Raw genomic sequence first — 23,933 nt, 5'->3', positions numbered from 1 at the left:
GCCACGGGCGGTGTCTGGGCTGGCGTCATCGCGAGCGAGCTCGCTCCCACAGGGAATCGGGGCTGTTGCAGATACTGTGTTCACCGCCGTCCAGTGTGGGAGCGAGCTTGCTCGCGAAGAGGCTGGCACATTCTGTATTGAAGCAAGCTGACCCGCCGCTTTCGCGAGCAAGCCCCCACAGTGGGTGACGATTGAGGCACTCGACGCCGACCGAACCGCTTTCAAATCTTTTATGGCAACGAGCCATTAGTATGGATAATCCATCTGCGAATCATTAGCATTCACTAAATTGATTTTCCGTTTCCCCGCAGGTACTCACCCCATGCTATTTCCATCTCGCCTTACCTTGCTTGCCGCGTGCTGCTCAGTCAGTTTTCTTGCCCAAGCGGCTGAACCTATCGAATTGGGCATGACCGACGTTACTGCCGATGCGGTCAAAACCAATTCCAACACGCTACCGGCACCCTATGCGGGTGGTCAGGTGGCGAGGGGGGGCCAGATGGGTGTGCTGGGCAATCAGGACAACATGGATGTCCCGTTCGTGATGAACAGTTACACCTCCCAGTTGATTGAAGATCAACAAGCCGAAGACGTGGGTGATGTGCTGCTCAATGATCCGTCGGTGCGGCAATCCTATGGGTTTGGTAACCAATCCCAGGTGTTCGTGATTCGAGGCCTGCCGCTTGCCAGCGACGACATTTCCTACAACGGGCTGTACGGCGTTTTACCGCGTCAAATTCTGTCGACGGATGCGATCGAGCGTGTCGAGGTGTTCAAAGGCCCCAACGCGTTTATCAACGGTGTCAGTCCGACGGGCTCGGGGCTTGGGGGCGGCGTCAACCTGCAGCCCAAACGCGCGGAGGATGTCCCGACGCGTCGCTATACCCAGGACATCAGCACCGAAGGCCGCATTGGCGAGCATTTGGATATCGGGCAGCGATTCGGCGAGGACAATCGTTTTGGCGCCAGGTTGAATCTGAGCCAGCGTGAAGGTGAAACAGCGATCGACAACCAGGATCAGCGCACAAAGTTGTTCGTTGCGGGCTTGGACTATCGAGGTGATGACTTCCGCATTTCCACCGATTTCGGCTATCAGAAACAGCGTATCAACGGACTGCGTAACTCTGTGAACATCGGGAGTGCCACTCGCATTCCCACGGCTCCGAACGCGAGCCACAATTATGGACAGGACTGGACTTACTCCGAAACCGAAGACACTTTCGGCATGGTTCGTGGCGATTGGGACCTGAACGAAAACTGGACCGCCTACCTGGCTGGTGGTGTAAAGCACACCCGCGAAACCGGGGTGTACGCCACGCCGACGCTGGTCGGCAATAACGGCGTAGCGACGATCGGTGGCTCGGAAATTCCCCACAATGAAGACAACACATCGTTCAGTGGCGGGTTGAACGGGCGCTTCAACACTGGGCCTGTTTCCCACCAGGTTTCGATCGGCGGCTCAACGATCTGGACCGAGCAGGAAAACGCCTACACCTTCTATCGTCCCGTTACCGGCAACACCAATATCTACGACACCCCGAAGCTTCCCAAGCCGACCGCAGTGTCCAGCACTGGCGGTGAAATGGGCGATCCCGGGGTGACCGGCAAAACCCGCAACCGGAGCTTGGCGATTTCCGACACGTTGGGTTTGTTCGATGACAAATTGCTGGTCACTTACGGTGTCCGTCGTCAGCAATTGCGTGTCGAAAACTACAAGTACGATGGCACCACTTCAAACGGTGTCCCCAATCCCGCGAACGATGGCAGCCGTAGCACGCCCTACGAGGAAGCCATCACCACCCCTGTCTACGGCATCGTGTACAAGCCGGTGGAGAGCGTGTCGCTCTACGCCAACCGAATCGAAGGCCTTGCAAAAGGGCCGGTGGCGCCTGCTACAGGCGTCACGAACCTGGGCGAAGCCTTTCCCCCTGGCCGTACAAAACAGTTGGAAGCGGGCATCAAGCTGGACATGCAGACCTTCGGTGCCAACGTGGGTGTTTTCCGTATCGAAAAACCGTCCGATGGTTACGTCGACAACGCGCAAAACCTCTACGTGCGCGATGGCGAACAGGTCAACAAGGGGCTGGAGATCAGCGTTTTCGGCGAGCCCATCGAAGGCCTCCGGTTGATGGCCGGCGGTACCCGCATGACGTCCGAACTGAAAAACACTGCCGGCGGCCTCAACGATGGCAACCACGCGATTGGCGTGCCAACGTTCCAGCTCAATGCCAGCGTGGATTGGGATGTCCCGGGTATCGAAGGCGCCGCGCTCAGCGCGAGGATGTTGCGCACGGGCGGGCAGTATGCGGATCAGGCTAACAACCTGAGCTTGCCCACCTGGAACCGTTTCGACGCAGGCGCACGTTACAAAATGAAATTCGTGGAGAAAGACCTGACGTTGCGCGTCAACGTGGAAAACATCACCGACAAGAACTACTGGGCCTCGGCAAACGGCGGCTACCTTTCGCAGGGTGATCCGCGATTGGTGAAGTTTTCGGGGACTGTTGATTTCTGAGTGGTCGTTTGAGGAAGGCTTGAAGTATCGAGACTGAAGAGCGGACACCCAATCCCCTGTGGCGAGGGAGCTTGCTCCCGCTCGACTGCGCAGCAGTCGCAAAACCAGGCGATGCGGTTTGCCTGGAGAAATGCAGGGGCCTGCTGCGCAGGCCAGCGGGAGCAAGCTCCCTCGCCACGGGGGGCTGGGCTGCGCTCCCCGGAGGCTGGCTGTTCAGTTGGAAGCGTTGCTCAGCTGCTGAAGCGCAAGTTGCCTGGCCGCGCTGGCTTCGAGGTTTGCACGCTCTTCATTGAGGTATCGATAGATGCTTTTCAAGTTGGCGATCTTCAGTTTGATTTCCGCCATTTTCTTTTCAATCAGCTTGGCGCCGTCAGCACAGTCGATCAGTTCGTTGCGCTGCGCATCCAGGATCTGACCTATTTCCCCCAGGGAAAACCCCATGCTTTGCGCGCGCTGGATAAAGTCCAAGTCCTGCAGGGTTTGCGCGGTGTAGACGCGGTAGTTATTCGTTCGCCGCAGCGGTGAGATCAGGCCGATCTGCTCGTAATAACGCAGCGTATGGCGGCTGGCGCCGCTGCGGGCCTCGAGTTCGCCGATTCTCATGAAAAACACCGCTTGACTGTAGAGTTGGGTCGATAGATTACGCTCGATTTTTCACCTTAACCAGGAGCAGGGAAATGGGCGTGGAGTGCTTTGTCACGGGGGGTACCGGCTTCATCGGCCAACATCTGGTGGCGTACCTGAGTGCAAAGGGACACACCGTTCGGGTGTTGATGCGTCGCCCGGAGCGACTGGCTGCGCTGCGTGAGCAAGTCGACAATTTGGGAGGGAGCGGGGCCCGGGTATTGGCCGTGGCGGGCGATCTGGAACGGGACAACCTCGGGCTGAGTCGTGCTGACCGAGAGGTGCTGAGGCACGCCAGCGTCTTCTTCCACCTGGGCGCTCACTTCGCTTGGGGGCTTTCAATGGAAAGCTCTCGCTCGGTGAACGTGGAAGGGGCGAAGCGGGTGGCGCTGTTGGCGGCCGGGCAAAAAAGCCGGTTGGTGATGATCGGCGGCTACATGCTGAAGAATCATGAACATCTGCAGCGCATCGGGATCGATCCTCGCTCTCCGGAGCTGACGAATTGGCCTGCCGTCTACCGGCATGTCGGGGGTTACGAGGGGAGCAAGCTGGAGGCGCATTTTGCGACCCTGGAGGTCATGTCCACCCTGGGCAGGGAGATCACCGTTGTCCACCCCGCGACGGTGTGTGGCCACAGCCGCACGGGGCATATCGTTGATGGTCAGCCGCTGGTGGAGCTGATACGCAACCTTGTGCAGGGAAAGCTGACCGCAGTGCCCGGCACCGCCGAGCATTGGCTACCCCTGGTCACCGTGGATTACCTGGTCGAACTGGTGGCGGTTTGTGCGTTTGACCCGGCCATGGCGGGGCAGGAACTGTTGGCGCTTGATGATCAGAGTCCCAACTTGCGAGCACTCCTGGCAGAGGTCGCAAAACCCCTTGGCATAAGGTCGCCCAAGCATCACATTTCGCTGCGATTGCTGAAGTGGCTACTGAGTATTCCTCCCGTCGCGCGTTTTTTGAACAGCAAGCCCGAAGCCTTGGACTTTATCCAGACCACTCGTTTTGATACAGCGGCGCTCGAGCAGTTTGCCAACAGGCATGGAATAACCAAGCCGGATATACGCCAGGCTTTGCAGCACACTGCAACGTTCGTCAATTCCTGTTGCCTGGCGCAGGACAAGGCCCGCTGAGGATTCATCAACTTGGAAATGCAAAACCAGCGTGCTTGAAATCGGCCTGTGCGCCGTCGAGGCGGGGTGGCATGCTATCGACCGAAAAATCACCGACAGGGATCGTCCTCAATGCAATCCACCTTCAGCAAAGGCGTCATGTTTGCACTCTCCGCTGCGGCACTGAACGCAACGATCGGTGTGCTCAGCAAAGTCCTCATGAGTAATGGTTTCACCGCCAGCAGTGTCGCTGTCATCAAGACCGTATTGGGTTGTGTGCTGCTCTCGGTCCTGCTGTTTTTCCTCAGACGCCCGGCGGCATCGATCAAATGGACGCATGCAGCCATCTGCGCATTCCTTGGCATCTTTGTGCTGTTCCATTTCGAAACGTCCGCCTACCGACACTACGCTGCAGCCGGTGTGGTGGTGATGCTGATGGCCAGTGCCTCGATTTCCTCGATCATTCTGGGGCGCATTTTCCTCAAGGACGCCATCACCGCGAACGCTACCGTCGGCGCCGGGCTGGCTATCGCCGGGATCGCGGTGATCTTCGGCGGCGACCTGCAGCAGGGCTTTACCCTGCAAGGTGCAGCGCTCGCCGCCATGGCCGGTTGCGGCTATGGGGCCTTTTCGGTTGCCATGAAGCGCATGGGCGTGTCGGGGGGGCTGCACTTCACTCGGCAATTGTTGTTCTTTGGCAGCCTGTACCTGCTGATGCCGGCGGCGGCCGATGGTTTCGCGATAGGCGAGCTGTCGCCGCTGGCAATCGCCGCACTGCTGGCGCTGGCTGCGTTGCCGACCATCCTGGGGTTTTTCTGCACCACCAAGGCCATCGAGTATCTCAAGCCCTCCCAAGTGCAGGCGCTGGAGCTGACCGAACCCCTGTTCGCCGCGCTGCTGGCGTTTGTGGCGCTCAACGAAGTACCGCGCGACAGCCTCTATGCGGGAGCGGCACTGATCATCGTTGGCCTGTGTTTTTCCAATGAGCTCATCCGCTTGGGTAGCAAAACATCTATTCCTTCGACTGAGTGAGCTGTTTCGATCCTGACGACTTCCACATAGCCAAGGGTGTAGTGTTATTTTGATATCAATTGTGCCACCCTCCGCGTTAGCGCTCAGGCTCGAAAACCGCTGATCAATATCACTCGAAAGGAATCCGGCATGACCACGGAGAAAGAAGAAGGCAGCTCCTCATTGATGAAGATGGTGGAAGCCATCGCCATTAGCCCGCAGGACGCCCGTGAACTGGTTACCCAGTATGAAAGTCAGGCACGCAGCTCGGCGCCATCCGCCACGGATGAAAAGATTCAAGACGCCGTTGTCGACAAAATTATCAGCCGCTATTCAAAACTGGCCGCGACCTCCGGCGCAGCCACTGCTCTTCCGGGTGTCGTTCCGGGTATCGGTACTATGGTGAGCGCTGTTGGAGGAGGACTGGCAGATATTTCGGTATGCATGAAGCTGCAGATCGATATGACCATGTGCCTGGCGGTCGCCATCAACGGCAAGATGTCCAATGAAGATGCCAAGCACATGTCGTACATCATTGCGCTATACGGCTCCCTGGAGCAGATGGGCTCTGCCACTGCAACCAAAATCGCCAGCAAGGCCGGTGTGCGTATGGTGCGTCAATATTTGAAGGGGCCGACGCTTCAGATCATCAAGGAATTGTTTGCCAAAATCGGCATCTCGTTCACTCAGAAAGCCGCGGCAAAAGTGATTCCGTTCGGCATTGGAGTCATCGTTGGTGGAACGGCGAATTACGCGCTCACCACCTACGTGGGCAAAGCCGCTCGCGACACTTTCCGCCTGAATCTGAAAGAAGAGGCGACCGCGGAGTAACTACCATTGCGAAACTGGGACAGACCACGATATTGCGTTCACCTGTGGTCTGACCGTCTCATAATCGTAGTCTGTCGCCGTTTTTTTTAATGTTCGCTGAATAACCCAAAACGGGTTTGGACGCTTGGAGGCATGTTTTGGCAAAAAGCAAATTCGGAGAGTCGCAAGTTATAGACTTTTTCTCTACGGCATTGAAGGATGAGCTTATCAATAGATTTGGAAGCCATTCGCAATATTCCATTGGGAATTTTTCTGGCAGTCAAGACCGTAAGTATGCAGATTTTTTTGCCGGAACTAACTCCTCGTGCATACTTATTGAGTTTAAAGAGTTTGAAAGAGAGATTCGGGATGAGTACAGAAAGCCACTCCGAGAAAAGCTATGTAAAAATCTAACAAGTGAAACCGCGGCGTTATCCAGAACTACCCACTTTATTGCCCATAGAATTTCGAGTATGTGCATGGATATAAAGTTATCGCCATATGTAGATGTGGTTTGTCCGAACTGGTCAATTGGAAGCCCTCCTCTTGAGGCTGTAAGCTCTAAAGCACATTATGACTTTATTGATGACTTTCTCTCAGGGAAAGAGGGTGTTGTTATTGGTAAGTTTTTACAGTACGCAGGGCATCTTAGCTCTACCGCTGGAGGTACTGCAGATGGGGCCAATGCCCCCTTCAAGTCAGTACTTTATAGTCGTAATACCCAAGGCAGAGTTGTAGGTACTTTTTTAATTCATTGGGCGAACTACGGCAACTAATAGATAAGGCGCCAAAGATTACACAATCCCGGCGGCCGTAGCGGGTTCTTGTCTTTTATGAACCAATGTCATCGCTGCTCACAGTATGTGTCATTGAGTTTTATTTACGGGCAATAATCTGTCCCCTCATTGCCTTTTATTGCCGAAGACGCAAGGATGCGTAGCCTAGTAGAGGGGGTAGGTGGGGGCAGGTTTTTTGATGATGCGGGGTGGGGTGTCCTGCGCTGGAACCGTGTCGTTTTCATCGCGAGCAAGCCCGCTCCCGCAGGGGATCGGGGTTGTTGCAGATGCTTTGTTCACCGCAGCTCGGTGTGGGAGCGGGCTTGCTCGCAAAGAGGGGGGCACGTTCAACATGGATGCAAGCTGACCCGACGCTTTCGCGAGCAAGCTCGCTCCCACAGTGGGTGGCGTTGGGCGGGATATTTGGTTCGACACTAACCCCTGTGGCGAGGGGCCTTGCTCCCGCTGGCCTGCGCAGCAGGCCCCTGCATTTCTCCAGGCAAACCGCATCGCCCGGTTTTGCGACTGCTGCGCAGCCGAGCGGGAGCAAGCTCCCTCGCCACGGGGAGATGCATTATCAGGAAGCAAGTGGCCTCGCCTTGGCTTCATTTGCGCTTGAGCATTTCCGGCAACTGCGCCACCAGCTTCTGGTTATTCAACGGCGCCCGAATAAACCCACGCTGAGTACCGTCCGGGCCGATCACGGCAAGATTGCCGCTGTGGTCAACCGTGTAGTTGGGCTTGCTGGTGTCCGCCGGGATGAACGGGATGCTTACCGCATTCGCCAGTTTCTGCAGGTCTTCCACCGAGGCGGCGGTCAGGCCTTTGAATTGCGGATCGAAGTAGCCCAGGTACTGCTTGAGTTGCTTGGGCGTGTCGCGGTTCGGGTCGACGCTCACCAGCACGATCTGCAACTTGGCCACCGCCTCGGGCGGCAGTTCGCTTTTGATCTGGCGCAGTTGGGCGAGGGTGGTCGGGCAGATGTCCGGGCAGAAGGTGTAGCCGAAGAACAGCAGGCTCCACTTGTCTTTCAACCCGTCCATCGCCACGGGCTGGCCGTCCTGGTCGGTCATTTTCACGTCCGGCAGGTTACGGCTCTGGGGCAGCAGGATGATGCCGGCGTCGATCAATGCGGTCGGGTCGCCCTGGCCTTTGCTGGAGAGCACCTTGTTGATGGTCAGGCCGAGGATCAGTGCGATCACGGCCGCGAGGATGAAGACGGTTTTCTGGGTTCGAGTCATAGGCTCAACAGTAAGTAATGGTCTACGAGCAGGGCGATGAACAGCAGGAACAAGTACCAGATAGAGTACTTGAACGTGTTGATCGCCGCGTGCGGCCGGCTGCCACGGTACAACACCACGGCCCATTGCAGGAACCGTGCACCCAGTACCAGCGCACAGACCAGGTAGATCAAGCCACTCATCTGGATCACGAACGGCATCAGGCTCACCGCCAGCAGCACCAAGGTGTACAGCAGGATATGGATCTTGGTGTAGTGCTCGCCGTGGGTCACCGGCAGCATCGGGATGTCGGCCTTGGCGTATTCCTCCTTGCGATGGATCGCTAGGGCCCAGAAGTGTGGCGGGGTCCAGGCGAAGATGATCAGCACCAGCAGCAACGGTTCGGCGCTGACGTGACCGGTGGCCGCCACCCAGCCCAGCAACGGCGGTGCGGCGCCGGCGAGGCCGCCGATGACGATGTTCTGCGGCGTCGCGCGCTTGAGGAAGCCGGTGTAGATCACGGCATAACCGAGCAGCGAGGCGAGGGTCAGCCAGGCGGTCAGCGGGTTGGTGAACACCAGCAGCATGGCTTGGCCGGCGACGGCCAGCGCCAGGGCGAAGGTCAGCGCGGCGGCCGGCGAGACCCGGCCCTCGGCCAATGGCCGTTTGTGGGTGCGGGCCATGACCGCGTCGATGCGGCGGTCCACCACGTGGTTGACCGCCGCCGCGCCGCCAGCGCACAAGGCGATGCCCAGGTTGCCGAACACCAGGACCGTCCACGGTACTCCGGCGCGGGTGGCGAGGAACATGCCGACCAGCGAGGTGATCAGCATCAGCACCACTACTTTCGGCTTGGTCAGCTCCAGGTAGTCGCGCCAGATCGCCTGACTGTGGCGTTCACCGGTCAAGGTTGCCATGGCATCTCTCCTTTTATCGTGATGGGCCCGACGCCATGTTTATGCGGATTGAAGCGCCAGCGCAGCGGGACTTGATGCTTGACCCGGACCAGGCTGGTGCGGGCGTGATAATTGACCAGCACCAGGGTCAGCAACAGTGCGGCGCCCCCGGCGTTGTGGGCCACCGCCACCGGCAGCGGCAGATGAAACACGACGTTGCTTATTCCCAAGGTAATTTGTGCCGCCAGTGCCGCGAGGACAAGGCCCGCCAGTCGGGTCATGCCCACCGTTTTCAGCTGCCAGGCGAGCCCCAGCAGCACGATCGTCACCAGTAGCGCGCCGATGCGGTGGGTCAGGTGGATGGCAGTGCGAGCGTCGCTGTCCAGTTGCCCGCCCAGGTAGTTCGGGCCGATGTGTTGGGTCAGGTGGAAGCCATTGGCGAAATCGGCGGGCGGCAGCCATTGGCCGTGGCAGGTGGGAAAATCAATGCAGGCCACGGCGGCGTAATTGGAACTGACCCAACCGCCCAGGGCGATCTGGCCGATCACCAACAGCAGCCCGGCCGTGGCCCAATGTTGCAGGCGCTTGGGCACGGTCAGCGCGGGCAAGACGCCGGACAATCTCAAGGTCAGCAAAAACAGCAGGCTCAACGTCGCGAACCCGCCCAGCAAATGCCCGGTGACCACTTGCGGCCAGAGCTTGAGGGTCACGGTCCACATGCCGAACGCCGCCTGGGCAAACACCACGGCGAGCAGGAACAACGGTAATTTCAACGGCAGGCCGGGGTGACGGCGGTTCATCCAGGCCCGGGCGGCGAGGGTGGTGATCAACAATCCCAGGGTCCCGGCAAAATACCGGTGGATCATTTCGTTCCAGCCTTTATGCGCTTCCACCGGCGTGTCGGGAAAATGCAGTTCGGCATGGGCCAGTTGGGCTTCGCCCTTGGGCACGCTGATGAAACCGTAGCAACCGGGCCAGTCGGGGCAACCGAGACCGGCGTGGGTCAGCCGTGTGTAGGCGCCCAGCAGGACGACGATCAGTGCCAACAACGTGGCGAACAGCGCGAGGCGAAATCCTGGTTTGGCCATGTCGGTGCCCTCAGCCGATGTTCGACAGTTTCAGCAGATGCCGCAGGTCGTTGAGCAGATCCTTGCCCTTGACCCGGGCGTCGTAGCGCAGCACCAGGTTGCTGTGCGGGTCGATGATCCACAGCTGCGCGCCGCCCGATCCTTGGGCGCCTTTCTGATAGGCCGGCAGGTCCAGCGGGTAGCGTTGCAACTGCGGGTACTCGCGTTTCAACTGCGCGTCATATTCGCCGTCCAACGGTTGCGCGACTGCCAGGGCATGGCTGGCGCGACCGGCTTCACGGCCCAGGCCGATCTGCACCTGCCGGGCCAGGTAGACCAGTTGCCGGCAATCCACCGAACATTCCTGCGGCGCCGTCACCAGGATCTGCCAGCGCTGTTCATCGGCCTGCACGCCAATCTCGGCGCGGGTCTGGCCGTTACCGATCAACTCGCCGTGGTAGCTACGACTGTCGGGCACCCAGAACTGGAATTTGTACATGCCGGTGGCGAGGATCATCGGGCCGATCACGCCGAGTACGATCAGCAACAGTTGCAGGCGTCCCTTGCGGCGGTTGTGCGCCACAGGCGCCTCAGACGTGTTGGTTGGATTCATGGTGTTCCCCATGGTGTCTCCCTGCGTTGTGCCATCCGAGATAAAGGAAAAGGCCAAACAGCGCCGCCGCCATGGCGAACCACTGCACGGCATAGCCGAGGTGTTTTTCCGGACCCATGGAAACCACCGGCCAGTCGGTCCGGTAAGCGCCGGGGCCGCTTTGTTGTCTTAATTCATAGGCGAAGCCGCCACGGTCCAGTTCGGCCCAGAGTTTCTGCGGCTCGATGGTGGTGACCAGCCGTGGCCACGGTGCGCTGGTCGGGTCGGCGTGAAGTTGGAACGTGGCGCCGGGCGCGACGTAGACCCAGGCTTGCAGGTCGACCGGCTGTTCCGGCGTGCTGAAGACTGGCGGGGTGCGGCGATCCGGCCACGGCAGCCAGCCGCGATTGACCAGCAGCCACAGCCCGCTGGCGTGGTCGAGGAATGGTTGCAGCAGTTCGACGCCCACCTTGCCGTCGTGCTGGCGGTTGTCCAGCAGGAGGCTGTGCTCGGCGTCGAAATGGCCACGCAGGCTGACCGGTCGAAAGGCCGGATCCGCCGTTTGCGCAAGCTCGGCGCTGTCCATCGGCTTGGCCACGCGGCGTTCGGCATAAGTGTCCATGAGCACACGCTTCTGTTCGCCCCGGCCCAATTGCCAGAACCCCAGGCACACCATCACCGGCACCAGCACGGCTACCACCAATGACGGCACGAGGCCCGGCCGGAAGCCTTTCATGGCGCCGCCCAAAGGCTATTGAACGAGATAGCTATACTCACCTGCATCGCGTCCCCCCGGAGTGTTCCTGATGCTCAAAGCAGCCATCGCCCTGATGCTGATCGCCACGGTTGCCAGCCTGTTCAGCGGCTTGTTTTTTCTGGTCAAGGACGAAAGCAATTCCAATCGCCTAGTCATCGCCCTGGCGATTCGTGTCGCCTTGGCCGCTGTCACCGTCGGCTTGATCGCCTGGGGCTTTTTCAGCGGCCAGTTGGTGTCGCATGCTCCTTGGTAAAGAGCCGCCCTGGTAGCGGTTGCCTCAGAGTATGTAGACGAAGAAGAACAAGCCGATCCACACCACATCGACGAAGTGCCAATACCAGCTCGCGGCCTCGAAGCCGAACTGGTGCTCGTTGTCGAAGTGCCCGCGCATGATGCGCATCAGCATCACGAACAAGATGATCGTGCCGATGGTGACGTGGGCGCCGTGAAAGCCCGTGAGCATGAAGAACGTCGCGCCGTAGATCCCCGAGCCCAACGTCAGGCCCAGCTCTTTATAGGCGTGGATGTATTCCTCGGCCTGGAAGCCCAGGAAGGCGCACCCCAGCAGCACGGTGATCGCCAGCCAGATTTTCAACGCCCCACGATGGCCTTTTTTCAGGGCATGGTGGGCGATGGTCACGGTGACGCTGGAACTGACCAGCAGGATGGTGTTGAGCAGCGGCAAGCCCCAAGGGCTGATCACATCCTTGGGCGGTGGGAATAGCTTGGGATCGGGGTTGTTCAACAACGGCCAGACGTATTCGAAGTTCGGCCAGAGCATCTCCGATAAACCCTTGCTGCCTTCGCCGGCCAACCCCGGCGCGGAGATCGTGCGCACGTAGAACAGCGCGCCAAAAAACGCGATGAAGAACATCACCTCGGAAAAGATGAACCAGCTCATGCCCCAGCGGAACGAGCGGTCGAGCTGCGCGCTGTACAACCCGGCGCGGCTTTCCTTGACCACCGCGCCAAACCAGCCGAACAGCATGTAGGCCACCAGCAGGCCGCCGATGAAGAAGATCAGCGGCCCGTGGGATTCGGGGCGCGCCGCCTTCAGGTCGTTGAACCAGGTCGCCAGGCCATACACCGTGACGAACATCCCGACCGTGGCGATGATCGGCCATTTGCTCTGGGCCGGGACGTAATAGTGCTCATGAGTTGCCATTTATTGTTCTCCTTATCGGGCACGCTATCGGTCAGTGTTTACAGCCACCGGAGGATGACGAGCAGTGATATCGAACAGCGTGTAGGACAGCGTCAGGTGCTTCACTTCCTTGGGCATGTCCCGGTCGACGATGAAGCGCATGGGCATTTCGATGCGTTCGCCGGGTTGCAGCACTTGCTGGGTAAAACAAAAACATTCGGTCTTGTGGAAATACGCCGCCGCGGTGCTCGGCGAAATACTCGGCACCGCCTGGGCACTCATCGGCCGGTCGGTGGGGTTGTGAGCGACGAACACCATCTCGTTGACCGCCCCTGGCTTGACCACCAATTGGTCGCCCTTGGGGTAGAAGTCCCAGACCATGTCCACCGCATTGGTCGACAGGAACTGCACGCGGACTTGCCGCGATTCATCCACGGTCTGCTCGCCTTCGTACTGCCCGGCGGTCTTGCCGTTGATGCCGAACGCCTTGCACATCACGTCGTAGATCGGCACCAGGGCAAACCCGAAGATGAACATGGCCACCACCACCAGCAGCAGGCGGGTGACCAGCTTCTTCATCGAAATCGAATCAGCCATGATTCTGAACCCCTACAGATAACTCTGTGGGAGCGGGCTTGCTCGCGAAGCAGGCGCTACGGTCTAACAGGAACACCGCGTCATCGTTCTTCGCGAGCAAGCCCGCTCCCACATTCATTTCACTTCCGGCGGCGTGGTAAACGTGTGATACGGCGCCGGCGACGGCACGCTCCACTCCAGGCCTTCGGCGCCATCCCACGGTTTGGCCGGTGCTGCGGGGCCGCCGCGGATGGTCTTGATCACGATGAACAGGAAGAAGATCTGCGTGGTGCCGAACATGAACGCGCCGATGGACGAGACCATGTTGAAGTCGGCGAACTGCAGGTTGTAGTCGGGAATCCGCCGGGGCATGCCCGCCAGGCCCACGAAGTGCATCGGGAAGAACGCCAGGTTCATGCCGATGAACGAGAGCCAGAAGTGCAGCTTGCCGAGGGTTTCGTCGTACATGTGGCCGGTCCATTTCGGCAGCCAGTAGTAGGCCGAGGCGAAGATCCCGAAGATCGCGCCGGGCACGAGCACGTAGTGGAAGTGCGCGACCACGAAGTAGGTGTCTTGGTACTGGAAGTCCGCCGGGGCGATGGCCAGCATCAGCCCGGAGAAACCGCCGATGGAAAACAGGATCACGAACGCTACGGCGAACAGCATCGGCGTCTCGAAGGTCAGCGAGCCCTGCCACATGGTGCTGGCCCAGTTGAACACCTTCACCCCGGTGGGCACGGCGATCAGCAGGGTCGCGTACATGAAGAACAGCTCGCCCACCAGCGGGATGCCGACCACGAACATGTGGTGCGCCCAGACAATGAACGACAGGAACGCAATGGCGGCGGTGGCGTAGACCATCGAGGTGTAGCCGAACAACGGCTTGCGCGAAAACGCCGGGATGATCGAGCTGACGGCACCGAAGGCCGGCAGGATCATGATGTACACCTCGGGGTGGCCGAAGAACCAGAACACGTGCTGGAACAGCACCGGGTCACCGCCGCCGGCGGCACTGAAGAAGCTGGTGCCGAAGTGGATGTCCATCAGCATCATTGTCACGCAGCCGGCCAGCACCGGCATCACCGCGATCAGCAGGAACGCGGTGATCAGCCAGGTCCAGACGAACAGCGGCATTTTCATCAGGGTCATGCCGGGGGCGCGCAGGTTGAGGATGGTGGCGATCACGTTGATCGCGCCCATGATCGAACTGATGCCCATCAGGTGGATGGCGAAGATGAAGAACGTCACGCTCTCCGGCGCATAGGTGGTGGACAGCGGCGCGTAGAAGGTCCAACCGAAATTCGGCCCGCCGCCCGGGGTGAACAGCGTCGAGACCAGCAGCAGGAACGCCGCCGGCAGCAGCCAGAAGCTGAAGTTGTTCATGCGCGGCAGGGCCATGTCCGGCGCGCCGATCATCAGCGGGATCATCCAGTTGGCGAGGCCGACGAACGCCGGCATCACCGCGCCAAAGACCATCACCAGGCCGTGCATGGTGGTCATCTGGTTGAAAAATTCCGGCTGGACGATCTGCAGGCCGGGTTGGAACAGCTCGGCGCGGATCACCATGGCGAACGAGCCGCCCAGCAGGAACATGGAGAAGGCGAACCACAGGTACAGGGTGCCGATGTCCTTGTGGTTGGTGGTCAGTACCCAGCGCATCAGGCCCTTGGCGGGGCCGTGGGCGTGGTCGGCGCCGGCATGACCGTGGTCATCGATCACAGCACTCATGTCCTGTCTCCTTCGAACGAGTGGGCTGGACGGCCCGGGGCGCTAAGCCCCGACCGGTTGCGGGAACAAGCATCAGGCCGGCTCATTTGCTTTCCGCCTGTTTGAGTTCCAGCACTTCTTTAGGCGTAACCATGTCGCCCTTGTTGTTGCCCCAGGCGTTGCGTTCATAGGTCACGACCGCGGCGATATCGACTTCCGACAGCTGTTTGCCGAACGCGGCCATGGCGGTCCCAGGCTTGCCGTGGAAGACAATGCTCAGGTGATCAGCCTTGGGCCCGGTGGCGATCTTCGAGCCCTTGAGCGCCGGGAACATCGGCGGCAAGCCTTGGCCTTCGGCCTGGTGACAGGCCACGCAGGTGGTGTGGTAGACCTTGTCGCCACGCTCGACGAGTTCTTCGCGCGTCCATTCCTTGCTGGTCAGCTCCTTGAGCTGCGCGGCTTCGGCCTTGCGTTCGCCCAGCCATTTCTCGTAGTCGGGCTTGCTCTTGACCTCCACCACGATCGGCATGAAGCCGTGGTCCTTGCCGCACAGCTCGGCGCATTGGCCGCGATAGATGCCGGGCTTGTCGACGCGGGTCCAGGCTTCATTGACGAACCCCGGAATGGCGTCGCGCTTGACCGCGAAGGCCGGCACCCACCAGGAGTGGATCACGTCGGCGGAGGTCACCAAAAAGCGCACCTTGGCGTCGACCGGCAGCACCAGCGGCTTGTCGACCTCCAGCAAGTAGTGCTCGCCCTTGGCGCTCTGGTTATGAATCTGTTCGGCGGGGGTCGCCAGGTTGCTGAAGAACTCGACGTCCTGGCCCAGGTATTTGTAGTGCCACTTCCACTGGTAGCCGGTGACCTGGATGTCGATGTCCGACTCGCTGGAGTCGTACATCTTGATCAGCGTGGCGGTGGCCGGAATCGCCATCAGCACGAGGATCAGGAAGGGCACGATGGTCCAGAGGATTTCGACGCGGGTGTTTTCGTGGAAATGCGCGGCGTTCTGGCCGGTTGAGCGGCGGTGCATCATCATCGACCAGAACATGGCGCCGAAGACGATGATGCCGATGACCACACAGATCCAGAAGATGGTCATGTGCAGGTCGAAGACTGCGTTGCTGATCTGTGTGGCTCCAGGCGCCATATTCACAGTCCAGGCCGCTTGCGCCTGACTGAAAATCGACCACAACAGGAGGCCCATCCATACGTGTGGATGTCGCGTCATTGCGGGTTCCCCTTATCGTTCTTGTTATCCCGTAGGCGTAAAGCCTGCGGCAAGGGATCGGCTTTTCAGACTGCTTAATTGACTCGCCGCGCCTTGCTGCACATGCAATCGGGTGTCATCAGCTAACTCCATTCCAACCCGAGTATAGACAGCACCTGCAACCTCGCAACGCGATGGCGCAAATCGTTTGAAACAGCCGGGGCTTGCGCTAGAGCCCACGAATGGAGAAGGATGCGAACCTGAGTGATGGCAAACCGATATAACGGCGACGCAGCAAGGAAGGGGCGGTTATGAAAAATAGGTCTTAGGAGTTTTTTTACGCCAGCTAAGTTATGTCATTCCTATTTCATTGCCTGTTGTTTCCTGGAGTTGTCATGAACACCGCCGCATTGCGCGAGCAGATCCAAAAAGCCCAGCAACACGAGGCCGAGACCGGCCTGTTGAGCCGTCAGCTGACGGCCCAGTTACCCACGCTGCACCCCGCTATCCAGCTACCGGATGCGAACGCCAATGATGTCCTGGCGCGTTTTGTCGCTGCCTACATCAACGAAGTGCCTGACTTGCTGGATGCGGCCAATGACGTCGCCAAGGAGGCGGGTATCGAGTCGCAGATCAAGCCCGTACTGAAGATTGCCGAGCAATACTTTCTCCAGCCTCCGACGATCATGGCCGGGCATGTCGGGCTCAACAGCCTGCTCGACGAAGCCTACCTGGCGCACCGCTTCGTCGAAGAGGTGAACGACCTCTACATCAAGCATTTCGGCCAGCCACTGATCCCCTTGGACATGACGGTCGCCAACCTGATCGCCCACCAGTTGATCGGCGAGGCATTTGCCAACCAGCTCGACGAAGTGGTGCATCACACGTTCGATGAGATGCTCAACGACGAAACCTTTGCGTTGGAGTCGGTGGAAGCCTATCGCGAGAAACTCAGCAGCCCGGCGACCGGCGCAGCCTGGAAGCGCTGGCCGTGCATGTCCCGACGCCTGGGCGTGGGCCTGGAGCTGGACCAGCCGGCGGCTTGATCCATCAGGCACACATAACCCCCTGTGGGAGCGGGCTTGCTCGCGAAGGCGGAGTGTCAGGCTACATCCAACTGACTGATCTACCGCTTTCGCGAGCAAGCCCGCTCCCACATGGGGGGCTGTGTTGCTGGTCAAGAGCCCTGCCGAAACAGGTCAGCTGGCCGCTGCGCCAACCCCCACCGTCGTGCGCAACCGTCCTTCCAACCGACGCTTGAGCCCGCGGGATTCAATCAGCAGCTTCGAACCTTTGCTGGCATTCGCCCGGCCCCATTCTTCGAGCAATTCCAGGCACGAGTGATCGATGTAGCTCAGGTTATTGAGCGGCACATGCACCGTCGCGCCTTCCGGGATGGAGCCCAGCACCTGGGTCAACGCCGGCACCTTGAGGAACGTGGCCGCACCTACCAGCCGCAGCTCCATCTCGCCTTCCTGCGGCAAGTCGATCAGGCTGATCTTCAGGCGCGAGGCTTTCCAGGCCAGTTTCACCAGGGTCAGGCCGAAGCCGATCAGCACGCCGGTCAACAGGTCGGTGAAGATGATCGCCAATGCCGTCGCGGCGTAGGTGAACATCGGCATCCGCCCATAACGGCCCAGGCTGCGGAATGCCTTGAGGTCCACCAGTTTGAAACCGGTATAGACCAGCACACCGGCCAGGCTCGCCACCGGAATGCTTTGCAGCACGCTGGACAGCAACAGCACGAACAGCAGCAGCCACAGGCCGTGGAAAATCGTCGACATCCGTGTGGTCGCACCGGCCTGGACGTTGGCCGAACTGCGCACGATCACGCCCGTCATCGGCAAGGCGCCGAGCAGGCCGCAGAGCATGTTACCGATGCCTTGGGCCGACAATTCCCGGTCGAAGTCCGCCCGTTCGCCACTGTGCATGCGATCCACGGCGGCCGCCGACAGCAGGGTCTCGGCGCTGGCGATGAAGGCCACCGCGAACGCAGCGATGAGCAACGTCGGATCGGCCAGGTTCAGCAAATCCGCCGGGCGCAGCCAGTCGATGGCTTCGGCCATATTTTCCGGAACATCCACGCGCTTGACCTGCAAGGCCAGCAACAGGCTGGCAAGCGTTGCCAGGCCAACGCCGAGCAGCGCGCCGGGGATGAAGCGCAGCGTATGAGGGCGAAATTTTTCCCACAACCACATCACCGCGATCGTCGACAAACCGAGCAAGCCGGCCTGCCAGCCAAAGGACGGCAAAGCCTGGGCGACTGCCGCAGGGAACGCCGCCAGGTTATCCAGGCCCGAAGGCTTGGGTGCCGCATCGAGCATCACATGGACCTGGGACAAGATGATCAGCACACCGATACCGGCCAGCATCCCGTACACCACGGCGGGCGCGGTGACCCGGAACCAGCAACCGAGGCGAAAGCGCCCCGCCAGCAATTGCAACAGGCCGGCCAGCAACAGGATCGGCCCGAGCATTGCCACGCCGTGCTGGCGCACGAGTTCGAAAACCAACACCGCCAACCCGGCGGCCGGACCGCTGACCTGCAGCTTGGAGCCGGCCAGGAAACCCACCACCAGGCCGCCGATGATCCCGGTGATCAGGCCTTTGGCCGGTGGCAGGCCCGACGCAATGGCAATGCCCATGCACAAGGGCAGCGCCACGAGGAATACAACCACCGAAGCCAGGAGCTCCCGTGGCAGAACAGCTTTTAATTGAGCAGCACGCATGGCGACTCTCCCGAAGTTTCTTCAGGCATGGCGAGGCCCTACCGCTCAAAAAGCGGAGGCTTGGAACCATGCAAGGATGTTGGGCTTCGTAGGTAAAGTGCCTGCGCGACGATCATGCTGCGTTGAAAACAGGCTCGGAATGCTCATTTACAACCCGTAAAGTCGAGCGCGACCCCGGCCGTTCCTCGCCTGCTTTCGCCTTGCCTGATCGCCGCTCGGCGACTTTCCCTACGAACCCCAGGAGTGGTTAGAAGCGCGCTTTGGGCGTCGCCACCGGTATCGGATGGCTGCCATCGAGCGGCAGGAAACAGCCCTGGTCCGCGTCAAAGGCTTTGATCTCGCTGGTCTCGATGTTGTACACCCAGCCATGGATGAACAACTGGCCGCTGGCCATGCGCGAAGCCACCGACGGGTGCGTTCGCAGGTGATGTAACTGCGCGATCACGTTTTCTTCGGTGAGGATGGGCATGGTCTGCTTTTCATCACCGCACGGGCAGTTGTCATGGACCATGGTCTTGGCGACTTCGGCGTGGCGCAGCCAGGCCTTGACCGTCGGCATTTTTTCCAGGGTATCGGGGTTGAGCACGGCACGCATGGCGCCGCAATCGGAATGGCCGCAGACGATGATGTGCTGCACGCCGAGGGCCAGCACGGCGTATTCGATGGCGGTGGAAACGCCGCCATTCATCTGGCCGTAAGGCGGAACGACGTTGCCGACGTTACGGGTCACGAACAGGTCGCCAGGGGAGCTATGGGTGATCAACTCGGGCACGATGCGCGAATCGGCGCAGGTGATGAACATCGCCCGGGGTTTCTGGGCGGTGGCGAGTTTCTTGAAGAGTTCTTCCTGCTGGGGAAAGATCTCGTGATGGAAATGCAAAAAGCCGTCAACAATGTGCTGCAGCGCTGCATCGGCGGTTTCCGCCTCGGGTTGGGCTGAAGCCGACGCAGCCAACGGCTGTTTATCCTTGTCACTCATGATTCATCCTCTTTGAGACGCCAGTGGCTGGTTAAAAAACATCCAGGCCGAAGTGCTCGACCCGTCAGTCACTCGATGAACAAGGTAGCGGCCGAAACTTAACTCAAACTGAAATCGAAGGCTCTAGGACGCGTCCTACGAGGCGTAAACAAAGCGCCATGGACGTTTGCGCCTCGCAATGTTCAAGCTCAATTTAAAGCGAACTGTATTTAAATCAACGACATCTGCCGCCCCGGCGGACAGAAGGCTTCGCAATCGAGGTCGTAACCGTCGCGTCGTTCCATCCCCAGACGTTTAATCGCCTTGGCGAAGCGCTGGGCCAGCAAGTCCGCAAAAGGGCCTTCGCCGCGCATTCGCACGCCAAACCGGCTGTCATAAAGTTCGCCGCCGCGGCTCTGGCGCACCAGGCTCAACACATGGGCGGCGCGCTGCGGGTAGTGCGCCTGCAACCATTCTTCGAACAGCGGCGCCACTTCCAGGGGCAGGCGCAGCATGACATAGGCGGCATTCTGCGCCCCGGCGGCATGGGCTTCGGCCAGCAGGCTTTCGATTTCGCTGTCGTTGATCATCGGGATCATCGGCGCGCACAGCACGCCCACCTTGATGCCTGCCTCGCGCATCACTTTTATGGCCCGCAACCGCGCCTTGGGCGCCGCCGCGCGGGGTTCGAGAATGCGCTTGAGCTCATCGTCCAGCGTGGTCAGGCTGATCATCACGTGCACCAGGCGTTGTTGCGCCAATTCGGCCAGCAGGTCCAGGTCGCGCAGGATCAGCGAGCCCTTGGTAACGATCGTGACGGGGTGTCGATAGCGCAGCAGCACCTCCAGGATCCGGCGGGTGATGCGCTGCTCGCGCTCGATAGGTTGATAAGGATCGGTGTTGGAACCCAGCGCGATCGGCGCGCATTGATAGCCGCGCCGGGACAACTGTTCTTCCAGCACATCGGCGGCATTGGTCTTGGCGATCAACTTGGTTTCGAAATCCAGCCCCGGCGACATGTCCCAATAGGCATGGCTGGGCCGCGCATAACAATAGATGCAACCGTGTTCGCAGCCTCGGTAGGGGTTGATCGAGCGGTCGAACGGAATGTCTGTGGAGGTGTTGCGGGTGATGATGGTCTTGGCCGTTTCGATGCGCACTTCGGTGCCCTGGGTCGGCGGGACTTCCTGGTACCAGCCGTCGTCCTCGGCCACCGAGCGGCTCGGGGCGAAGCGGTTGTGCGGGTTGGTCGCGGTGCCGCGCCCGCGCGGTGGAAGGGTGGCGGACATGGGATACTCCGATAGCTGTATGCGCATACAGTATTCGCTGCATTCGATTAAGGCCAGTGCCATTCGGCAGCCAATAACCTGACGAACCTTCACAAGCCTTTGACGTTCCGCTCACAGGCTTTTAACCGGAACGAGCCGACACTGAGCAACTCGTACTCCCTCGTCTTCGGTCGCCCGTGCATGCTCAAGCTCTGTTTCCGTTCACTCCTCTGCCTGGCCTTGTCCGTCGGGCTGGCCGAGGCGTCCGCCCAAGCGGCCGATTCCACCGAGGCACGGCCCGCTGAATGGGCCCAGCCAGTGGAAAAGGACTACAACCTCTATCAGATGTCACCGACGCTCTACCGCAGCTCGCTGCCGGACGGCGGGGCGCTGCCCTTACTCAGCAAGCTCAGGATCGGCACGGTCATCACCTTCCTGCCGGAGTCGGATAAGCGCTGGCTGTCCACGCCCGCCATCCAGCAAGTGAAGTTGCCCTACCGCACCAATCACGTCGATGACAGCGATATTCTCAGGGCCTTGCGTGCCATCCAGGCGGCCGAGGCCAAGGGCCCGGTGCTGATGCACTGCAAGCACGGCTCGGACCGCACCGGCCTGGTGGCCGCCATGTACCGGGTGGTTGTGCAAGGCTGGAGCAAAGAAGACGCCCTGGACGAAATGACCGAAGGTGGCTTCGGCGACAGCCATCACTTCAAGGACGGCGTGCGCTACATGATGCAGGCCGATGTCGACAAACTCCGCGTGGCGTTGGCGAACGGCGATTGCAGCACCAGCGTCTTTGCGTTGTGCTCGTTGAAAAGCTGGGTCAACTCAACGACCACCGCGCATCACCTCGACCCTCAAGTGCTGACGCCCGCTCGGTAGTCGGTCGCTTGCATGAACGCGGCGATGGATTCGGACAACGGCCGTGAATCCCCCGCCTCGTATATGGCTTCGCGCAGCGCCCGGCCTGTATGCCTATCGAACAACCCATTGCGCTCGAATCGCTCGAATACACGCCCGGCCAGGGTTTGCGACCAGAGGTAAGTATAGAGTCCGGCGCCATAACCTGTGACGAGGTAATCCAGCCCGTTGGGCCAACGTTCCTCGGGGGAAACGGGCAGATGCCCGACTTGCGCATTGACCTCATCGAATACTTGCTGGGCTGTGCGCCCGTCGCCATGGCTGCGGTGCAGCTCCATGTCGAATAACGCGTCTCGCAGCAACCGGGCAGCTTCCCAACTGGTTTGTCTGTTGAGATAGACCAACAACTGATCGGCGACGTCTTCCGGCAGGGGAGCGCCGGTCTCGTGATGCCTGGCTATACGGAGCAGGCATTGTCTGGAGAAGCACCAGCGCTCCAGCAGTTCGCCGGCAAACTCGGCAGCGTCCCGGGAAAGCTCGGAGATACCCGAGATGTCGCGATAGTCCGCCCGACTCAACACGTGCTGCAAGCAATGGCCGAACTCATGGAACAGGGTCCGCAGGTGCTGATGATCCAGTAACGTCGGCCTCGAACCGGAACCGCGTGGCAACCAGGCATGCAACGCCGCGACGGGGTAGCGCGGCCTGCCCTCTGCGGTGATGCGCCGGTTCCGCAGAGTGGAGGTGTGGGGGTAACCGTTGAGCCTGCCGTCTTCAAACGGATCGAAATAAATATAACCAAGGGTGTCGTCCCGCTCGCGAACTTCGAATAGACGCACCTTTGCGTGCCAGGCAGGTAGGTCCTTGCGCTCGATGAAGTCAATGCCGAATAGGTCGCGCGCGATCAGCAACAATTGCGAAAAGGAGGATTCCAGTTCAAACCAAGCGCTAGCCGTTTGTTCTGAAACGCCGGTCGTTTGGCGGCGAAGTTTTTCCGCCAGGTACTGATAATCCCAGGGCCGGAGTTCGCCGAAGCCTTCCTGCGCCGCGAAGGCCTTCAGTTGCTCAGCGTCCTGCTTGAAGACGCTTTGTTGTTGCCCCAGCTTCTCCATCAGGAACGCGGTGACCTGCTCTGGCGACTGCGCTTGCTCCGGCTCGATGGCCAGTTCGGCGTAATTCGAATAACCCAGCAGGATGGCGAGTTGATGACGGTCACTGAGCAACTGCCGCAGCACCTCGTTATTGTCGAATATGCCTGCATTGGGCCCTCGATCCGACGCCCGAGCGCTATAGGCGACATAGACCTGTTCGCGCAGGAGCCGGTTGTCGGCATAGCGAGTCACAATGCGAAACGATTCGTCTGTAAGCTTCAACAACCACCCCGCACGGCCTGCCTCACGTGCCTGGTCGGCCGTTTGCTGTATGAAGTACGCTCGGCAAGCCCGACAAGCGGGCCTCATCGTCGAACGTTTGGCTCCAGGCTTTGTTGGCCTCTTCCAAGTGCTCCAAAAACAGCATTTCGGCGCCACGGATACGCAGCTTCAGGTCCCTCAACGCTTCTTGGGAGGCGGATGCCGTTGAGTTCTGGCGAAACCGGCGGAGGATCTTGCCCAGCGTCCTTTTTCTCGCCGGTGAGAAATGCGCGGCAATCTGGCTATCAGCCAAGCGTTGATAAAGCTGGAACAGCTCGGGGTCCTGCCTCAGCGAGCGGCGATAGTCATTCAGTCGCTCACGGCAATCGACTGAGACCTGCTTCCAAGCGTTTCCAGCCCTGGCGCAAACCAAGCGCTCCAACACGTAGCCGAAACCCTTCAGCCGCGCATGGATTTCATCCATGGCCAGCACCAGGTCGTCCCAGGTAGGAAAGGGCGTCTGAGTCTTGATGGTTTCGGCGACTTTGGCGCGGCTTTCGACAAGGATCTGGTCGAGGGCCGGGGCGAAGTGTTCGGCTTGAATGTCTGAAAATGGCGGCAGGTCGTAGGCCTGCAGCAGTGGGTTATCAGGGTGGCGCATAGATGGAGACTTCCTGTCAGTGGACGTGTCACGACAGTCTGGGCAGGAAGGCGAATGGCGCTGCGGTACATATTTATCGCTTCCGGG

23 protein-coding genes are annotated in these 23,933 nt (G+C 60.0%); 8 read left to right on the top strand and 15 right to left on the bottom strand.

Annotated features, from left to right (window positions below; genetic code table 11):
- Positions 1 to 322: 322 nt before the first annotated feature.
- The gene (locus AB4N42_RS02670) at positions 323 to 2,515 is read left to right on the top strand and encodes a TonB-dependent receptor (RefSeq protein ID WP_460116366.1); all 2,193 of its coding nucleotides are present in this window, start codon (positions 323 to 325) and stop codon (positions 2,513 to 2,515) included.
- Between the two features lie 213 nt (positions 2,516 to 2,728).
- Here AB4N42_RS02670 and AB4N42_RS02665 read toward each other — a convergent pair whose 3' ends face one another.
- A complete protein-coding gene (locus AB4N42_RS02665) occupies positions 2,729 to 3,118 on the bottom strand; it encodes a MerR family transcriptional regulator (protein ID WP_460115834.1) in 390 nt (129 codons plus the stop codon).
- Between the two features lie 74 nt (positions 3,119 to 3,192).
- On the opposite strand from AB4N42_RS02665, the gene AB4N42_RS02660 reads away from it, so the two are divergent.
- The 4 genes from AB4N42_RS02660 (at position 3,193) to AB4N42_RS02645 (ending at position 6,848) form a co-directional block, all read left to right on the top strand.
- Positions 3,193 to 4,272, top strand: a complete 1,080-nt coding sequence (locus tag AB4N42_RS02660; protein WP_460115833.1) for an SDR family oxidoreductase — start codon at positions 3,193 to 3,195, stop codon at positions 4,270 to 4,272.
- 111 nt (positions 4,273 to 4,383) lie between these two features.
- Positions 4,384 to 5,283, top strand: a complete 900-nt coding sequence (locus tag AB4N42_RS02655; RefSeq protein ID WP_258648613.1) for a DMT family transporter — start codon at positions 4,384 to 4,386, stop codon at positions 5,281 to 5,283.
- A 129-nt stretch (positions 5,284 to 5,412) separates the two neighbouring features.
- Positions 5,413 to 6,093 carry an EcsC family protein gene (locus AB4N42_RS02650; protein WP_030139136.1) on the top strand — a complete coding sequence of 227 codons (681 nt, stop codon included), beginning with the start codon at positions 5,413 to 5,415 and terminating at the stop codon, positions 6,091 to 6,093.
- Between the two features lie 137 nt (positions 6,094 to 6,230).
- The gene (locus tag AB4N42_RS02645; RefSeq protein ID WP_460115832.1) at positions 6,231 to 6,848 is read left to right on the top strand and encodes a hypothetical protein; all 618 of its coding nucleotides are present in this window, start codon (positions 6,231 to 6,233) and stop codon (positions 6,846 to 6,848) included.
- A gap of 605 nt (positions 6,849 to 7,453) precedes the next feature.
- Here the strand turns inward: AB4N42_RS02645 and AB4N42_RS02640 are convergent.
- The 5 genes from AB4N42_RS02640 to AB4N42_RS02620 are packed head-to-tail and all read right to left on the bottom strand — an operon-like array spanning position 7,454 to position 11,359.
- Positions 7,454 to 8,089 (bottom strand): SCO family protein, encoded by a 636-nt coding sequence (locus AB4N42_RS02640; protein WP_198796087.1) that lies wholly within the window; start codon positions 8,087 to 8,089, stop codon positions 7,454 to 7,456.
- Positions 8,086 to 8,985 (bottom strand): heme o synthase, encoded by a 900-nt coding sequence (gene cyoE / locus AB4N42_RS02635; RefSeq protein WP_030139141.1) that lies wholly within the window; start codon positions 8,983 to 8,985, stop codon positions 8,086 to 8,088. The genes AB4N42_RS02640 and cyoE overlap by 4 nt, the downstream gene beginning before the upstream one ends.
- The gene (locus AB4N42_RS02630) at positions 8,973 to 10,052 is read right to left on the bottom strand and encodes a COX15/CtaA family protein (protein WP_407684109.1); all 1,080 of its coding nucleotides are present in this window, start codon (positions 10,050 to 10,052) and stop codon (positions 8,973 to 8,975) included. Before AB4N42_RS02630 ends, cyoE begins: the two co-directional genes overlap by 13 nt.
- 10 nt (positions 10,053 to 10,062) lie before the next feature.
- Positions 10,063 to 10,656, bottom strand: a complete 594-nt coding sequence (locus AB4N42_RS02625) for a hypothetical protein (protein ID WP_460115831.1) — start codon at positions 10,654 to 10,656, stop codon at positions 10,063 to 10,065.
- Positions 10,622 to 11,359 carry an SURF1 family protein gene (locus AB4N42_RS02620; RefSeq protein WP_258648616.1) on the bottom strand — a complete coding sequence of 246 codons (738 nt, stop codon included), beginning with the start codon at positions 11,357 to 11,359 and terminating at the stop codon, positions 10,622 to 10,624. The genes AB4N42_RS02625 and AB4N42_RS02620 overlap by 35 nt, the downstream gene beginning before the upstream one ends.
- A 70-nt stretch (positions 11,360 to 11,429) precedes the next feature.
- On the opposite strand from AB4N42_RS02620, the gene AB4N42_RS02615 reads away from it, so the two are divergent.
- The gene (locus AB4N42_RS02615) at positions 11,430 to 11,633 is read left to right on the top strand and encodes a twin transmembrane helix small protein (protein ID WP_030139145.1); all 204 of its coding nucleotides are present in this window, start codon (positions 11,430 to 11,432) and stop codon (positions 11,631 to 11,633) included.
- Between the two features lie 24 nt (positions 11,634 to 11,657).
- Here AB4N42_RS02615 and AB4N42_RS02610 read toward each other — a convergent pair whose 3' ends face one another.
- From AB4N42_RS02610 to coxB, 4 genes are all read right to left on the bottom strand, one after another.
- Positions 11,658 to 12,545 (bottom strand): cytochrome c oxidase subunit 3, encoded by an 888-nt coding sequence (locus AB4N42_RS02610; RefSeq protein ID WP_460115830.1) that lies wholly within the window; start codon positions 12,543 to 12,545, stop codon positions 11,658 to 11,660.
- A gap of 24 nt (positions 12,546 to 12,569) precedes the next feature.
- Positions 12,570 to 13,121, bottom strand: coding sequence for a cytochrome c oxidase assembly protein (locus AB4N42_RS02605; protein ID WP_030139147.1), 552 nt, complete (start codon positions 13,119 to 13,121; stop codon positions 12,570 to 12,572).
- Positions 13,122 to 13,235: 114 nt separating this feature from the next.
- A complete protein-coding gene (ctaD, locus tag AB4N42_RS02600) occupies positions 13,236 to 14,828 on the bottom strand; it encodes a cytochrome c oxidase subunit I (RefSeq protein WP_431146720.1) in 1,593 nt (530 codons plus the stop codon).
- A gap of 82 nt (positions 14,829 to 14,910) precedes the next feature.
- On the bottom strand, positions 14,911 to 16,038 hold the full coding sequence (coxB, locus tag AB4N42_RS02595; RefSeq protein WP_030139149.1) for a cytochrome c oxidase subunit II: 1,128 nt from the start codon (positions 16,036 to 16,038) through the stop codon (positions 14,911 to 14,913).
- Between the two features lie 374 nt (positions 16,039 to 16,412).
- On the opposite strand from coxB, the gene AB4N42_RS02590 reads away from it, so the two are divergent.
- Complete coding sequence (locus AB4N42_RS02590) at positions 16,413 to 17,063, top strand: hypothetical protein (protein WP_198796076.1); 651 nt, start codon at positions 16,413 to 16,415, stop codon at positions 17,061 to 17,063.
- 153 nt (positions 17,064 to 17,216) lie between these two features.
- Here AB4N42_RS02590 and AB4N42_RS02585 read toward each other — a convergent pair whose 3' ends face one another.
- From AB4N42_RS02585 to AB4N42_RS02575, 3 genes are all read right to left on the bottom strand, one after another.
- Positions 17,217 to 18,746 (bottom strand): SulP family inorganic anion transporter, encoded by a 1,530-nt coding sequence (locus tag AB4N42_RS02585; protein ID WP_323155537.1) that lies wholly within the window; start codon positions 18,744 to 18,746, stop codon positions 17,217 to 17,219.
- A 247-nt stretch (positions 18,747 to 18,993) separates the two neighbouring features.
- On the bottom strand, positions 18,994 to 19,725 hold the full coding sequence (locus AB4N42_RS02580) for a carbonic anhydrase (RefSeq protein ID WP_030139152.1): 732 nt from the start codon (positions 19,723 to 19,725) through the stop codon (positions 18,994 to 18,996).
- A gap of 209 nt (positions 19,726 to 19,934) precedes the next feature.
- Positions 19,935 to 20,993, bottom strand: coding sequence for a PA0069 family radical SAM protein (locus tag AB4N42_RS02575; protein ID WP_030139153.1), 1,059 nt, complete (start codon positions 20,991 to 20,993; stop codon positions 19,935 to 19,937).
- Positions 20,994 to 21,173: 180 nt separating this feature from the next.
- Here AB4N42_RS02575 and AB4N42_RS02570 point away from each other — a divergent pair, with 180 nt between their 5' ends.
- A complete protein-coding gene (locus AB4N42_RS02570; protein WP_030139154.1) occupies positions 21,174 to 21,854 on the top strand; it encodes a phosphatase domain-containing protein in 681 nt (226 codons plus the stop codon).
- Here AB4N42_RS02570 and AB4N42_RS02565 read toward each other — a convergent pair.
- Positions 21,830 to 23,206, bottom strand: a complete 1,377-nt coding sequence (locus tag AB4N42_RS02565; RefSeq protein ID WP_460115829.1) for a M3 family metallopeptidase — start codon at positions 23,204 to 23,206, stop codon at positions 21,830 to 21,832. The two genes, AB4N42_RS02570 and AB4N42_RS02565, sit on opposite strands and share 25 nt — an antisense overlap.
- A 22-nt stretch (positions 23,207 to 23,228) precedes the next feature.
- On the bottom strand, positions 23,229 to 23,846 hold the full coding sequence (locus AB4N42_RS02560; protein ID WP_460115828.1) for a hypothetical protein: 618 nt from the start codon (positions 23,844 to 23,846) through the stop codon (positions 23,229 to 23,231).
- Positions 23,847 to 23,933 lie beyond the last annotated feature (87 nt).

Source organism: Pseudomonas sp. H2_D02, from assembly GCF_054677635.1.
Note: the sequence above shows the minus strand (reverse complement) of the source record. Positions and strands in the feature narration are given on the sequence as shown.